Source organism: Micromonospora sp. WMMD987 (assembly GCF_029581435.1).
Lineage (GTDB): Bacteria > Actinomycetota > Actinomycetes > Mycobacteriales > Micromonosporaceae > Micromonospora > Micromonospora rifamycinica.
The window spans coordinates 4,508,577-4,523,164 of sequence record NZ_CP120861.1 but is presented as its reverse complement, the minus strand read 5'-3'; the positions used below and the strand labels follow the sequence as shown (position 1 = coordinate 4,523,164).

The 14,588-nt window shown below is 71.4% G+C and carries 10 protein-coding genes; 7 read left to right on the top strand and 3 right to left on the bottom strand.

The features are described from left to right. Window positions 1-19 precede the first annotated feature (19 nt). The 5 genes from O7612_RS19025 to O7612_RS19005 all read left to right on the top strand — a co-directional run bounded on the left by O7612_RS19025 (window position 20) and on the right by O7612_RS19005 (window position 4,943). Window positions 20-817: a hypothetical protein gene (locus O7612_RS19025; protein ID WP_282266125.1), complete on the top strand. Its 798-nt coding sequence runs from the start codon at window positions 20-22 to the stop codon at window positions 815-817. Then, entirely contained in the window at window positions 814-2,847 is a 2,034-nt protein-coding gene (locus O7612_RS19020; RefSeq protein WP_282266123.1) for a hypothetical protein, read from the top strand. Before O7612_RS19025 ends, O7612_RS19020 begins: the two co-directional genes overlap by 4 nt. Then, window positions 2,844-3,518, top strand: coding sequence for a hypothetical protein (locus O7612_RS19015; RefSeq protein ID WP_282266121.1), 675 nt, complete (start codon window positions 2,844-2,846; stop codon window positions 3,516-3,518). Before O7612_RS19020 ends, O7612_RS19015 begins: the two co-directional genes overlap by 4 nt. Further along, window positions 3,515-3,973 (top strand): Pycsar system effector family protein, encoded by a 459-nt coding sequence (locus O7612_RS19010; protein WP_282266120.1) that lies wholly within the window; start codon window positions 3,515-3,517, stop codon window positions 3,971-3,973. The genes O7612_RS19015 and O7612_RS19010 overlap by 4 nt, the downstream gene beginning before the upstream one ends. A 70-nt stretch (window positions 3,974-4,043) precedes the next feature. Further along, complete coding sequence (locus O7612_RS19005) at window positions 4,044-4,943, top strand: ABC transporter substrate-binding protein (protein WP_282266117.1); 900 nt, start codon at window positions 4,044-4,046, stop codon at window positions 4,941-4,943. 42 nt (window positions 4,944-4,985) lie between these two features. On the opposite strand, the gene meaB is transcribed toward O7612_RS19005, so the two are convergent. Genes meaB through O7612_RS18990 form a run of 3 tightly spaced genes read right to left on the bottom strand, consistent with a single transcriptional unit; the run spans window position 4,986 to window position 10,098 of the window. Continuing rightward, window positions 4,986-6,011 carry a methylmalonyl Co-A mutase-associated GTPase MeaB gene (gene meaB / locus O7612_RS19000; RefSeq protein WP_282266113.1) on the bottom strand — a complete coding sequence of 342 codons (1,026 nt, stop codon included), beginning with the start codon at window positions 6,009-6,011 and terminating at the stop codon, window positions 4,986-4,988. A gap of 11 nt (window positions 6,012-6,022) precedes the next feature. Continuing rightward, window positions 6,023-8,242: a methylmalonyl-CoA mutase gene (gene scpA, locus O7612_RS18995; protein ID WP_282266111.1), complete on the bottom strand. Its 2,220-nt coding sequence runs from the start codon at window positions 8,240-8,242 to the stop codon at window positions 6,023-6,025. Continuing rightward, on the bottom strand, window positions 8,242-10,098 hold the full coding sequence (locus tag O7612_RS18990) for a methylmalonyl-CoA mutase subunit beta (RefSeq protein WP_282266110.1): 1,857 nt from the start codon (window positions 10,096-10,098) through the stop codon (window positions 8,242-8,244). Before O7612_RS18990 ends, scpA begins: the two co-directional genes overlap by 1 nt. A gap of 740 nt (window positions 10,099-10,838) precedes the next feature. On the opposite strand from O7612_RS18990, the gene O7612_RS18985 reads away from it, so the two are divergent. After that, window positions 10,839-12,275 (top strand): extracellular solute-binding protein, encoded by a 1,437-nt coding sequence (locus O7612_RS18985; protein WP_282266109.1) that lies wholly within the window; start codon window positions 10,839-10,841, stop codon window positions 12,273-12,275. Then, window positions 12,272-14,308, top strand: a complete 2,037-nt coding sequence (locus O7612_RS18980) for an ABC transporter permease subunit (protein WP_282266108.1) — start codon at window positions 12,272-12,274, stop codon at window positions 14,306-14,308. Before O7612_RS18985 ends, O7612_RS18980 begins: the two co-directional genes overlap by 4 nt. Window positions 14,309-14,588 lie beyond the last annotated feature (280 nt).

Here is a 14,588-nt window from a genome sequence, read left to right as displayed (position 1 = left end):
TCATCGAGAGAGGATCCCCGTGGAACACATCCCGTTCACACGTTCGATCGATCTGCCGCCGTACCGGGCGATCCTGGCAGTGGACGCCAGGGGGTTCACCGCCGAGCCGGGCAGCACCCATGAGGCAATCAGCAAGAGCCTGCTCGATCTTGTGGGCGACGCCCTGGACGGTGCCGGGCTGCGGGCCGAGTGGGAACGCCCCGCGTTCCTCGGCCCGACCGGAGACGGCTTCGCCGTCGGGCTCCCCACGAGTGTCCTGCCCTACCTGGTGGACCCCTTCCCGCGCCTGCTCCAGGACCGCCTGGCCGAGCACAACCGCCAGGCACGGGCGCACCTTCAGCTACGCGTCAGCCTGCACGTCGGGCCGTTGCCGGCCGATCCGGAGAATCCCCATTGGACCGGCAACGGTGACCCGCGCAACGACACCCATCGGCTGCTCGATTCCGCGCCGGTGAGGGCCGTGCTCGCGGCGGCCAGCCCGCGCGTGAGTTTCGTGGCCTGCATCTTCTCCGACCGCGTTTTCGAGGACGTTGTCGCCGCCGGGTATGCCGGAATGCACCCCGACCACTGCCTCCCGGTTACGGCGACGGTCGACGGCAAGCCGTTCAACCGGCAGGCATGGCTCTATCTCCCGGAGGTCTCCGGGAATCTGCTCGGTGTGTTGCCGGCAGCGCCACCGGCACCGGCCCCGCCGTCGTCGCCCATTGCCGGGGGGTCCGTCCGACCTCGGATCTCCGGGCCGCGGGTGAAGCGGAACAACGGTCAGGTCGCCACCACGGTCGAGAGCATGACGCAGCACCGGGGTGGTGAGCGATGACGACCGATGCGATCGGAGCCGTGGAGCCGGACATCGATGAGTCCTATGCCGACAACATCGACGACGGCCCCACCGTCGAGGAGAACAGTGGCCAGGTCGCCTCGCGCGTCGGCCGTGACATGGTGCAGAACGTACACAACTGGCTCGGGCGATACCGGGCCGCCCGGGAACTCTCCGACACCTTCGTGCAGGAGACCATTGCGACCTTCGTGGAGCGCTTCTACGACCCGGGTCGGTTGTCCCGGGAGGCGGCGGCCGGGCTCCTGCAGGAGCGGCGGCATGTGCTGCTGGTTGCCGACCCTGGCACGGGCCGGCGGACCGCCGCGGTCGGGCTGCTCGGCGGCGCTCCCTCGCCTCGACGGGAGATTCCGATCGACGACGACGCGCAGCGGCTGTTGCCCGTCGATGAGGTGCCGTGGTCGTCCTACGGTCGATCGGCCTACCTGCTCACGGTGCCGCCCGGAAGCCGGAACGGACGGTTGCGGGAGCTGCTCATCGCCTATCGCGAGGCCGTGGAGAAGCGAGATTCATACCTCGTCGTCTTGATCGACCAGAGGAGCCTCGAAAGGCCCGAGGACGTTGCGGGCTACACCGTCCTCACGGTCACCGCTCCCGGGTCTGAGGAGCTGCTGGGCCGGCTCTTGGAGGACCAGCGCGCCCGGCTGGACGTGCACACCCTCCTCAACACACCGCCGCTGCCGGCGATGCTGGAGAACGCCACGCCGGCCCAGGTCGCAAGGCTCTCCCACCGCATCCGGGCCGCCGCGAACGATCCTCAGGAGCCGTTGGCCGAGATCGTCCACAAGGCGGTCCAGTCCTACCAGAACTGGGACGACGAGCTGGTCTCCTGGTTCGAGGTGAACAGCGATCCGCGGACCCGGCTCTTTCTCGTCGCCTTGGCCTTCCTGCAGGGAGGGCAGGCTACCAACGTCCTGCATGCCATGGAGAGGCTCGCCGAGACGCTCAAGGAACCAGCGGATGTGCGCGGCGGCATCGGTGCCCCCGGAATCCGCCAGCTTGCCAGGAACGTCAACGCCCGGATCGACGACGAGCACCGGATCTTCTTTACCCTGCCGTCCTATGACGTCGCGATCCTGCGCTACGTGCACGGCGACCAGTCCAAGGCCTTCCGTACCCGGCTCTGGAGCTGGGCGTCCGACCTGCCGATCCGCCACAGAGGATCCCCGAACGTCCGCGTTGCCGGACAGGTGGCCTCGGCCATGCTCGCCGTGACGCTGACGCTGCCTGGGGCCGACGCGCCCGAGGTGCGCACGCTGATCGAACGGTGGTGGGGGTATCAGACCCTGCGATCGCTGGTCGTCGACCTGGTGACCGCGGTGGCGATGAGCCCCGAGGCCGGAGCGGCGATGCGCGGTCGACTCAACCAGTGGGCCGTCCAGGCGACGAACCCGACGCTGCTCTGTGCGGTCGCCGCGGTCTGCGGCGGCCCGCTGGCAGACGGATACCCGCAGGCGGTGCTGACCCGGTTGAACAACCTGGCCGGGCGGGAAGTCGACGTCGTCACCGACGGGGTGGTGGAGGCGGTGCGGTCTCTCTGGGACCGGCCACTGCACCGGCAGGCGACGCTGCGTCGGGTCGTCGACTGGGCGGCCAGGCAGGATCAGTGGCACGACGTGGGGCTGCGCGCCTTGGCGGCGATCTCCGCAACCTCGGACCAGGCCGGGTTCCTCCTCGCCGAGGTGGCCGACGACGCGGAACGGCAGACCGGACTGGTGTCCGCCTTCTCACTCCTGTTCACCGGTGAAGGGCCGCGGGGCGAGTTCCGCAAGGCGCTGTTCCACTGGCTGGACGCGGCGGCCGAACAATCCGGGTACGAAGACTTGATCACCCACCTGATGGTCCGCGCCGGCGGGACCGGCCAGGGTGCCAGCAGCCGCCTCGCCCGCATGTCGCATCTACTGTACGACTGGCAGCCACTCGCCCGGGATGCTCAGGCGCCGGCCGCCCGGGACCTGCGTGACCGGCTCAACGAGCGGCTCCATCGAGCGAATCCGCTGGTCGCCGCATGATTGAAGGCTGGCTCGACCGGCTGTCGCGCCGCTGGGCGAGACCCGAGGACCCCATGCAGCCGGTCGCCTTTCCCGCCGAGCTGCGCAGCTGTCACGCTCATATCGCATTCGACGCGACCTTCGAGCTCTGGTGGAAGGGGAACGACGAGACCGCGATCTGGACTACGCGACAACGGGTCACGGAGTGGGCTGACCAGGTGACCGCCCAATACTGCGTCACCCAGGCCGGCAATGCCGAGAACGAGATCAACAGCCGGAATCCCTACGGTGCCCGCGTCCAACTGGTAGCTGGCCCGCAAGCCCGCCTCGCCGCGGAAGCCATCCTGGACATCGACCGCCAGACCGCCCTCGAACGCGTCAAGCAGCAGGCCGAGCTGGAGCGGATCCGCTACCTGCGGGAGAGCGTCTACTCCCGTCCCGACGTGGCTCGCAGCTATTGGCTCTATCACCACCCCGACCGGCCGGAAGAGCTACTCACCATCAGGTTCGAGGAGATCGCCGAGAAGTTCGGGAATGTCGGTGAGTCCCGGTCCCTGGTGATCGCCAAGCTGATCGGGGACTTTCTCGGGCGGCTCGAGGACGGCGAACGCCGATACCTGATCGAGCAACTGGGGCAGATCTTCTCCTCGTATGACCGACCCGACCTGGCGGAACGGCTGGAGGACTCATGAGGGAACTGGGACGGGCCTCGCTGCAACAGGCGAACGAGATGATCCGCTTCGCCGATGTGAAGGCGGCGGCCGTCCTGGCCGCCGCCGGGGTACTGACCGGGCAGCTGCCGTCGGCGCACGGCCCCTGGGCCACCGGTATCCTGCTCGTCGCCAGCGTCTGCATCGTGCTCAGCGCGTTGCTGGCGCTCTATACACTCGCGCCGCGGCGGGAGGGGGCACCCGCGTGGTCGCTGCACTACTACGATCACGTCGCACGCCGATACGGCGACGACCAGGAGGCCTTCGTCGATGCCTGGGTGGTGGCGGCGGCCGACGAGGCTGCTGTCGAGCGGGCGATCGCCGGGCAGATCTGGGCTGCGAACATGGTCGCGTACCGCAAATTCACCCGGATCACCTGGTCCATCCGTGCCCTGGTGGTCGGCGTCGTGGCCTTGGCGGCCGCCGTCCTTAACTGAGATGGGTGTTCGGGGCACGCCGCCGTCGCCGGGAGTGGACGCCAGGAGTGGCGGCTGGTAGGCACTCAGGGTGCGTATCGTCTCGTTACTGCCGGCCGCCACCGACATCGTGGTCATGCTCGGCCTCGGCGGGGACCTGGTGGGCCGTACGCACGAGTGCGACTGGCCGCCCGGCGACCTCGCGGGTGTCCCCGAGGTGACCGCGACCGCGCTGTCGGAGGCGTCGACGAGCCGGGAGATCTCGGCGGCGGTCGCCGGTGACGCGCACCGGGGATCCTCGTTGTACCAGCTCGACGTCGCGGTGCTGGCGGATCTCGCGCCGGACCTGATCCTGACCCAGGACCTGTGCGCGGTGTGCGCGGTCTCCTACGCGCGGGTCAACGACGCGGTCCGGATGATCGACCTGGACACCAGGGTGGTTTCCCTGGAGGCGAGGACCATCGGCGGGATCCTGGACACGGTCGACGCCGTGGCCGCGTTGACCGGCACCACCGACCGGGCCGCGGAGATCCGCGCGGACGCCGAACGTCGCCTGGCGGCGCTGCCCGGTCCGGGGGCCGGCGGCCCGACCGTGTTGTTCGTGGAGTGGCTGGACCCGCTGATGCCCGGCGGGCACTGGGTGCCGGAGCAGATCGGCCATGCCGGTGGGCGGTCGCTGCTGCTCGGGCCGGGCGCGCACAGCACCCCGCAGCGGTGGTCGGTGGTGGCGGAGCTGGCACCCGAGGTGGTGGTGTTCGGTCCGTGCGGGTTCACCCCCGAGCGCACCGTCGGGGAGCTGTCCGTGGCGGCGGCGCAACCCGGCTGGGCGGACCTGCCCGCGGTGCGCGACGGCCAGGTGTGGGTGGTCGACGGTCCCGCGTACTTCAACCGGCCCGGTCCCCGGGTGGTCGACGGGGCGGAGATCCTCGCCGCCGTCCTCTCCGGACGTCCCGACTCCCGGGCCTGGCGGGCTGACACCGCCCCCGGCTGACGGTCCCGGCGGGGGACCACCGCGGTCCGGCCGCCCGCCCGGTCAGCTCGACGCCGGTGGGGTGTCCGGGGTGCCGGGACCGCCCACCGGCTCGCTGAATCCGGCCAGCAACCGTTGCGCGGCGAGGGCCGGGGTGAGGGTGCCGTTGACGACCTGCCGTTCCACGTCCGGGGTGAGCGCCCGTACCCGGGGATGGCTGCGGAGCCGGTCCAGCAGCTCGGCCCGGACCATCGCCCAGACCCACCCGATCTGCTGGCGGCGACGTCGCTCGGCGAGTTCGCCGGAGGCGGCCATGCTGTCGTGGTGCCGGGTGAGCTGACCCCACACGTCGTCGAGGCCGGTCTCCTGCAGCGCGCTGCAGGTGACGACGGGTGGTTGCCAACCGGCGTCGGTCGGGTGCAGCAGGCGCAGCGCCCCGGCCAGTTCCCGGGCGGCGCGGCTGGCGTCGAGGGCGTGCGGTCCGTCGGCCTTGTTGACGGCGATGACGTCGGCGAGTTCCAGCACCCCCTTCTTGATCCCCTGGAGCTGGTCGCCGGTGCGGGCGAGGGTGAGCAGCAGGAACGAGTCGACCATGTCCGCCACGGTGGTCTCGGACTGGCCGACACCGACGGTCTCCACCAGGACCACGTCGTAGCCGGCGGCCTCGACCACCACCATCGCCTCCCGGGTCGCCGTGGCGACCCCACCGAGGGTGCCGGCGCTCGGCGACGGCCGGATGTAGGCGGCCGGGTCGGTGGCGAGCCGCGCCATCCGGGTCTTGTCGCCGAGGATGCTGCCGCCGGTACGGGTGGACGACGGGTCGACCGCGAGCACCGCCACCCGGCTGCCCGCGCCGGTCAGCCGGCTGCCCAGGGCGTCGATGAAGGTGGACTTGCCGACCCCGGGCACGCCGGTGATCCCGATCCGGCGGGCACCGCCCGCGTGCGGGGTGAGCGCCACCAGCAGCCGCTGGGCGGCCACCCGGTGGTCGGGCCGGGTGGACTCGACCAGGGTGATCGCCCGTGCGACCCAGGAGACCGCCCCCGCGCGTACCCCCTCGACGTACGCCTCGACGGCGGGAATCGACATCGTGGCGCCGCTCACGCGTCCGGGTGGCCGAGCTGCCGGGACAACCGGCGCAGCAGATCGGTGGCGGCGTCGGCGATGACGGTGCCCGGCGGGAAGATCGCGGCCGCTCCCGCGTCGCGCAGCGCGTCGAAGTCCTGTGGCGGAATCACACCGCCCACGATGATCATGATGTCGTCGCGGCCCAGCGCGGCCAGCTCGTCCCGCAGCGCCGGCACCAGGGTGAGGTGCCCGGCGGCCAGGCTGGACACCCCGACGATGTGCACGTCGGCCTCGACGGCCTGCCGGGCGACCTCGGCCGGGGTCTGGAACAGCGGACCCACGTCGACGTCGAAGCCGAGGTCGGCGAACGCGGTGGCGATCACCTTCTGTCCCCGGTCGTGTCCGTCCTGGCCCATCTTGGCGACCAGGATGCGGGGCTGGCGGCCCTCGGCGGTGGCGAAGGCGGCGGTGGCGACCCGGACCGTCTCGATGGCCGACGCCCCGGCCGCCTCGGTGCGATACACCCCGGAGATGGTACGGATCTGCGCCGAGTGCCGCCCGTACACCTTCTCGATCGCGTCGGAGATCTCCCCGACGGTGGCCTTCGCCCGCGCCGCGTCGACCGCCAGGGTGAGCAGGTTGCCGCCGAGCCCCGCCTCCCGGGTGCCGTCCAGCGCGGCACCGGCCGCCCGGGTCAGCGCGTCCAGCGCGGCGGCGCAGGCCTCGTCGTCACGCTCGGCCCGCAGCCGGCGCAGCTTCTCGACCTGCTGCGCGCGGACGGCCCGGTTGTCGACCTTCAGCACCTCGATCGGCTCGTCGGCGTCCGGCCGGTACTTGTTGACACCGATCACCGGCTGCCGGCCGGAGTCGATCCGTGCCTGGGTACGCGCGGCGGCCTCCTCCACCCGCAGCTTGGGGATGCCCTCGTCGATGGCGCGGGCCATCCCGCCGGCCGCCTCGACCTCGGTGATGTGCTGCCAGGCGCGGGCCGCCAGGTCGTGGGTGAGCCGCTCCACGTAGGCGCTGCCGCCCCACGGGTCGATGACCCGGGTGGTGCCGGACTCGTGTTGCAGGACCAGCTGCGTGTTGCGGGCGATCCGGGCGGAGAAGTCGGTGGGCAGTGCCAGCGCCTCGTCGAGGGCGTTGGTGTGCAGCGACTGGGTGTGCCCCTGGGTGGCGGCCATCGCCTCCACGCAGGTACGGACGACGTTGTTGAACACGTCCTGGGCGGTCAGTGACCAGCCGGAGGTCTGGCAGTGCGCCCGCAGGCTCAGCGACTTCGGGTTGCCCGGGTTGAACTCGCGCACCAACCGCGCCCAGAGCAGCCGGGCCGCCCGGAGCTTCGCGACCTCCATGAAGAAGTTCATGCCGACGGCCCAGAAGAACGACAGGCGGGGGGCGAACGCGTCGATGTCCAGCCCGGCGTCCCGGCCGGCGCGCAGGTACTCCACCCCGTCGGCGAGGGTGTACGCCAGCTCCAGGTCGGCGGTCGCCCCGGCCTCCTGGATGTGGTAGCCGGAGATGGAGATGGAGTTGTAGCGGGGCATCCGCGCGGACGTGTAGGCGAAGATGTCGGAGATGATCCGCATCGACGGCTGCGGCGGATAGATGTAGGTGTTGCGGACCATGAACTCCTTGAGGATGTCGTTCTGGATGGTCCCGGACAGCTGCTCCGGCGTCACCCCCTGCTCCTCGGCGGCGACGATGTAGAGCGCCAGCACCGGCAGCACCGCGCCGTTCATGGTCATCGAAACGCTCATCCGGTCCAGCGGGATGCCGTCGAAGAGCTGCCGCATGTCGTAGATCGAGTCGATCGCCACCCCGGCCATTCCCACGTCGCCGGCGACGCGCGGGTGGTCGGAGTCGTAGCCGCGGTGCGTCGGCAGGTCGAAGGCGACCGACAGGCCCTTCTGCCCGGCGGCGAGGTTGCGCCGGTAGAAGGCGTTGGACTCCTCGGCGGTGGAGAAGCCCGCGTACTGGCGGATCGTCCACGGCTGGGTGGCGTACATGGTCGGGTACGGACCCCGCAGGTAGGGCGCGATGCCGGGGTACGTGTCGAGGAAGTCCAGCCCGGCCCGGTCGTCGGCGGTGTACAGCGGGGCGACGGCGATGCCCTCCGGGGTCTGCCAGGTCAACGCCCCGGGGTCGCCGCCGGTCTCGGCGCGTACGGCCGCGCGCCAGTCGCCCGGCCCCCCGCCGGTGGGTGCGGCCCCGAGGTCGACGCCGGTGAAGTCGGGAATCGCAGCGGGCATCACGCCACCCCCAGGTCACGCAGGATCGTCTCCAACACCCGTACGGCGTCGCAGCCCGCGAAGAGATAGTCGTCCACCGCCGGGTGGTCGGCCGGTGCGCCGGCCAGCCACACCCGGGTCGCGCCCGCCTCGGCCAGGGCCTGGGCCACCGGCTGAGCCGACTCGGCGTAGACCCGGTCGGAGGAGCACAGGCAGGCGACCCGGGCGCCGCTGGCGGTGAAGGCCGCCGCCAACCGGGCCGGGTCGTCGTCGCCGGCCGGTGGGTGGACGCTGGCCACACCGCCGGCCGCGAACAGGTTGGCGGCGAAGGCGGCGCGGGCGCTGTGTACCGCCGGGCGGCCCAGCGTGGCCAGGAACACCGCGGGTCGTACGCCGGTGGTCGCCGTGTGCGCGTCGACCCGGTCCCGCACCTTCTCGTACGCCTCGGCGTAGCGGTGCCGGGGCAGGCCGCCGTCCGGCGCGGGCGGTGCCGCCGGACGGGTCGGCAGCTGTTCGTCCAGGTGGGGGAATTCGCTGACGCCGGTGAGCGGCTCGCGGCGGTGGGCCAGCGCGTCGGCCCGTCGCTGCCAGGTCGCGGCGAGCCGGTCGGCGACGAGCCCACTGTCCAGCGCGGCGTCCATCCCGCCGGCCCGCTCGATGTCGGTGAACCAGGCCCAGGCCGCCCGGGCGACCTCCTCGGTCTGCCGCTCGACGTACCACGAGCCGCCGGCGGGGTCGACCACCCGACCGACGTTCGCCTCGTCGAGCAGGAGCGACTGGGTGTTGCGGGCGATCCGCCGGGCGAAACCGTCCGGCAGGCCCAGGTGCAGGTCGAACGGCTGCACGGTCACCGCCTCCGCGCCGCCGACCCCGGCGGCGAAACAGGCCAGCGTGGTGCGCAGCATGTTCACCCACGGGTCGCGGGCGGTCATCATCGCCGAGGAGGTCACCGCGTGCTGCCGCTGTGCGCCCAGCGGCGGCACCCCGCAGACCTGGGCGACCCGCGCCCACAGTCGACGGGCCGCGCGCAGCTTGACGATGGTGGCGAACTGGTCGGCGGTGGCCGCGTAGCGGAACTCCAGCTGGCCGAACGCGGCGTCGACGTCCAGCCCGGCGGCGGTCAGCCGGCGCAGGTACGCGACCCCGGTGGCCAGCGCGCAGCCGAGTTCCTGGGCGTCGGAGCCGCCCGCGTCGTGGTACGCCGTCGCGTCGACCGTCATCGTCCGCAGCCGGGGGAAGTCGGCCACGCAGCGGCGGGCCCACTCGTCGGCCGGGCCGCTCCACCGTTGCCCGGTGCGCGCCCGCCAGCCCAGCGGGTCGACGCCCAGGTTTCCCGTGACCTCGGCGGACGGCACCCCACGCTCGGCGAGCAGCGCGAACCACGTCGGCACCGCCTCGACGGCGGCGTCCCCGGCATCCAGGACCACGCCGGCCAGGTCGAGGTAGACGTCCTGGAGCGCGGTCGCCAGGCCGGTGACCGGCAGGCCGCCGTCGCCCAGCACCAGCCACAGCGAGGTGACCCCGTTCTCCAGGTCGACCCGGATCGCCTCGGCGGTGAGCTTCGGGTCCGGGTCGGCGTGGCGCTGCCGGACGTCCCAGCCGTCGGCCACCGCGCCGGTCGCCCTCCCGCCCCGGGTGTACGGGAACAGCCCCGGTGGCGCGGGGACCGGCGGGGCGTCCTCACCGGTGTAGAGCGCGGCGGTGTCGATGCCGTCGTGGCCGTGGCTGCTCAGCAGTTCCCGGACCGCCTCGGGGCCGGTGTCGGCGTCGGCGGCACCGGTCTTGCGCAGCACGGCGAGCGCCGCCCGCCGCCACTGTTCGGAGGTGGCGGCCGGGAAGTCGGCGGCGAGGCGAAGCGTCTCTGACGGCACCGTCATGCCGGAATAGTAAAGGTGCGACCGCAGACCGTCGCCGGGATGTGACAACTCCAACTGCGGTGGCGACGCCATCGGGAGGTATGGCCGCCGACCATACCGAAGCCACCATATGGGTCACCGCGAACGCATTGACGTGGGCTGACCTCGCGGTCCGTGCCGGCACGCCCGGCCGCTGGCGTGCCCGGCCGCCGGGGCGGCTGCTGTTCGTCGACCGGACGCCGCGACCGCACCCCGACGTCCCCGCCCGGCGGGTCGGGCGGGCCGCCGGGCGGGGGCCGCCGGGCGGGTTGGGCGGGGCCGCCGGGCGGGTCGGGCGGGGCCGTCGGGCGGCGGGCCGGCGGGGCTCCGGCGAAGTCCGGTCGGGTGCGAAAGTGCTCTGACCATGATCGATGGCTTGATGCGGGATGGTGGACCGCCCACCCGTCAATCCTATTGATCATGATGAATTGTTTTCCGGTTCCCGGGAGGTCTGGTCGCGACTTTCCGAAATGTGTAGGGTGATCGCAGCGCCGTCCCGGCCGACATTCCGCCGCTCGGGGCACGGGTATCGCGGGGCAGGCCGGGGAGGTCCTGCCGGCGGCGGGACAGCTTTCCGATTTCGATGACGACGTGCCAGCGGTGGCTGAGGACATTCGGCCAGAGGATCGTCCTCGGACGCCACCTCGCGGACGTCCACCGGGCGGGACGGAATGTCCCTGGTCTCCCCGGCGGGTCGCGGTGAGGCGAGACGGAGGAGACGGATGTCCATGCAGGACGGTGCGGTGCGGTCCCGGCGCGGCTTTCTGGGGATGGGGGTGGGACTGCTCGGCGCGGCCGGCCTGGCCGCGTGCGGAGACACCTCGCCGTCGACGCCGAAGGCGCAGGCCGAGGTCCCGCAGGAACTCGTCGACGCCGCGGCGGCGTTGAAGGGCTCCTCGATGGGGATGCTGTCGCAGAAGCTCTACTCGGAGGCGGCGAACGCGGCACTCGACAGCTCGATCAGGAAGTTCGCCGACACCACCGGTACGAAGATCGGCAACAGCCTGGTCCAGGCCGACGCGGGGGACGTGGTCGCCAAGATCCACGCCGAGGTCCAGGGTGGCGTGGCGCGTGACCTCGCGTTCATGACCGACTCGCGGTTCGTCGCCCAGTTCCAGGCGCTCGGCGACCTGGAGGACGTGACGGACGTCGTCCAGGCGCTGACGGCGAAGTACGGCGAGCCCACGGCCGAGTCCAAGAACTTCTGCGTCTTCGACGGCAGGTGGTTCGCCATCCCCTACCACTTCATCGGCATCGGATCGTTCCTGCGCAAGGACTGGATGCGCGACAAGGGCATCACCCCCAGGGAGGTCTACACCTGGGAGGAGTTGCGGGACCTCTGCCTGGCGATCTCCGACCCCGGCAAGCGACGGTACGGCTGGGGCATGACGGTGAACCGGTCCGGGGACGCCAACGGCATGATCGAGGCACTGATCAACTCCTATGGCGGGGCGATCGCCTCCAACGACGGCCGGAAGGTCACCTTCAACTCGCCCGAGACGGTGCAGGCGGTGACCTTCCTCGCCGACATCTACACCAACCCCCGCTACAAGCCGATGCTGCCGCCGGGGGTGGCCGCCTGGACCGACTCCAGCAACAACGAGAACTGGCTCGCCGGCATCCTCGGCTACACCCGCAACCAGTTCAGCGTCTACGCGGACTCCAAGACCAAGAAAAACCCGGTCTACGACAACACCCACGTCTTCGCCGACTGCACCGGCCCCGCCACCGACACGTCCCTGCTGCTCGGCCAGTCCCAGGGCTTCGTCATCTTCAAGGGCGCCAAGAACGCGGCACTGGCCAAGCTCCTGACGCAGTACCTGGTCACCGCGCCCGCGCTCGTCGGCGTGGCGAAGGAGGCGCCGGGGCTGGCTCTGCCGGCCTGGGAGAAGGTCTGGGACGCCGACCCGTTCTTCACCAGCGGTGACCCGGCGTTCCCCATCATGCGCACGATCACCCAGCAGAAACTGCCGCTGTCGACGAAGAACGGTCTGAACTTCCCGCAGAAGGCCAGCGCGGGGCAGCAGGCCGCCGTCGGCGCCTACGTCCTCACCGACATGATGCAGCAGGTCATCCAGGGCACCTCGCCCGCGCAGGCGGTGCAGGCCGCGCACACCAGGATGGTGCAGATCTTCACCCAGCAGGGGCTGCCGCAGTGACCTCGGTCCGCCCGGCGCCCACCCCGGCGTCAGGAGCATCCCCACGGCCGAAGGCCGGCCCCCGTACCGCGCCGGGGCGACGCCTGGGCCGCGACTGGCGGCTGGCGGCGACGTTCCTGGCCCCCACGGCGGTGCTGGTCGGTGTCCTCGTGCTGCTGCCGATCGCCTGGTCCGTGGTGACCAGCACGACGGAACGCCACGGTCAGGACAGCGTCTTCGTCGGCCTGGACAACTACCTGGCCCTGACCGACGACGAGCAGTTCCACACGGGCGTGGTGAACTCGTTCGTCTTCACCGCGTACGCCGAGGTGTTCAAGGTGGTGCTGGGGCTGTCCGCGGCCCTGCTGCTGCACCACCGACGCCGGGGACGGGCCGTGCTGGCCGGACTGCTCCTGCTGCCGTGGGTGGTCCCGACGGTGGTCACCGCGTTCAGTTGGCGCTCGCTGCTCGACCCGATCTTCGGCAGTGTCAACATGCTGCTCACCGAGTCGGGGATCGGGCCGCTGCTGGTCAGCGCGCACCTGGTCGACAGTTGGCCCGCGGGCTGGCTGTCCGAGGCGTCCCTGGCCATGCCGTCGGTGATCGGCGTCAACGTGTGGAAGGGGGTGCCGTTCTTCACCGTCGCCTTCCTCGCCGGGTTGAAGGCCATCCCCACCGAGCTGTACGAGGCGGCGACCGTCGACGGGGCCTCACCGTGGCGACGGTTCCTGCACGTGACCCTGCCCGGACTGCGCCACGTGATCACCGTGACGGTGACCCTGTCGTCGATCTGGACGTTCAACAACTTCGACCTCATCTGGCTGCTGACCCAGGGCGGCCCGGGCGACGCGACGGCACCGTACGTGCTGGTCGCCTACTCGAAGGCGATCCTGCAACTCCAGTACGGCGCGGGAGCGGCGGTCACCCTGGTCATGCTGCCGGTCATCGGCGTGCTGGTGTTCCTGCTGGTCCGGCTGTTGCGCCGGGACTCGGGCGTGGCCCCGCCCCGACGTGCCCGCACGTTCCGACCGGCCCGCTCGCCCCGTACCACCCGCCCGGTCCGTACCGCACTGCCGTGGGCCGTCGCGGTGGCGACCGCCGCCCTGCTGGCCTGGGCGTCACCGCACATCTTCTGGAAGGCGGCACTGGTCCTCGGGGTATTCCTGCTGGTCGCGGCAGCGGTAGGCCGGCTTGTCTCGGCCCTCGGGACCTGGGGGCGTCGCCGGGCATCGTCACTGGTGTCGGGGTTGGCGTCCTGGGTCGCCCTGGCCGGGCTGCTCGTCTTCGTCCTGGCCCCGCTGTACTGGATCCTCGTCACCGCCTTCAAGTCCGACGGTCAGATCGTCCTGCACGACCGGGACCTGTGGCCGACGCCGTGGACCACCCAGCAGTTCACCGACCTCTTCGCCACCAAGCCGTTCGGCCGCTGGTACCTCAACACGGTGCTGGTGTCCGTGGCGTCCACCGCGGTGGCGCTGGTCTGCGCCGCCCTGGCCGGGTACGCCCTGGCCCGGCTGCGGTTCCGCGGGGCGCAGGGCTTCACCGTCACGGTCCTGGTCACCTACGTGATGCCGGGCGCGCTGCTGTTCATCCCGCTGTACCAACTGCTCATCGGGATGCGGCTCACCGACTCGTTGTGGTCGCTGGTCGTGACGTATCCGACCTTCACGCTGCCGTTCGCGACCTGGTTGCTGGCGGGGTACTTCGCGTCGATCCCCGTCGAGTTGGAGGAGGCCGCGCTGGTCGACGGCTGTACCCGCCTGCAGGCGTTCCGCCGGGTGGTGCTGCCGCTGGCCAAGCCCGGCCTGCTGGCGGTCGCGTTGTTCACCCTGACCAACGCCTGGAACGAGTTCCTCTTCGCCTTCGTGTTCATCACCAAGGACGAGTACAAGACCCTCCCGGTGGGCATGCAGTCGATGATCACCGGGGACGTCGTGCCGCAGGGGCAGCTCGCCGCCGCGTCGCTGCTCGTCAGCATCCCCGTGGTGATCATGTACGCCTTCGGCCAGCGCTACCTGACCGAGGGGCTCACCGCGGGCGCGGTGAAGGGCTGACCCGGCCGGCCGTTCCCGGACGTGTCCGCAACGGCCGGCGACCCGGGAGCGCCCGGGTCCGGTGATCCGACGGGCGACGTCGGCCGGGATCTGTCGGTATGTTGACACCAGCGCCCACCCGCCACCGGAACCGGCCGTGACCTCGGCGGATCCTTCCGGCTTCCGCTGTCGGGGCCGCGCGGCCCCGGGCGTGGTCGTGGCACAGTGCTCGTCGTCCGGCCGGAGCTTCCGGACGACGACCACTGACCGCGACGTCCATCAGAATCTGGGGAATCAGAGC

Bases quoted from the DNA above. Each gene is read 5' to 3' on its own strand.
- O7612_RS18990 (WP_282266110.1), bottom strand. From the start codon at position 10,098: ATGACGGTGCCGTCAGAGACGCTTCGCCTCGCCGCCGACTTCCCGGCC.
- O7612_RS19015 (WP_282266121.1), top strand. From the start codon at position 2,844: ATGATTGAAGGCTGGCTCGACCGGCTGTCGCGCCGCTGGGCGAGACCC.
- O7612_RS19010 (WP_282266120.1), top strand. From the start codon at position 3,515: ATGAGGGAACTGGGACGGGCCTCGCTGCAACAGGCGAACGAGATGATC.
- O7612_RS18985 (WP_282266109.1), top strand. From the start codon at position 10,839: ATGTCCATGCAGGACGGTGCGGTGCGGTCCCGGCGCGGCTTTCTGGGG.
- meaB (WP_282266113.1), bottom strand. From the start codon at position 6,011: ATGTCGATTCCCGCCGTCGAGGCGTACGTCGAGGGGGTACGCGCGGGG.
- O7612_RS19020 (WP_282266123.1), top strand. From the start codon at position 814: ATGACGACCGATGCGATCGGAGCCGTGGAGCCGGACATCGATGAGTCC.
- scpA (WP_282266111.1), bottom strand. From the start codon at position 8,242: ATGCCCGCTGCGATTCCCGACTTCACCGGCGTCGACCTCGGGGCCGCA.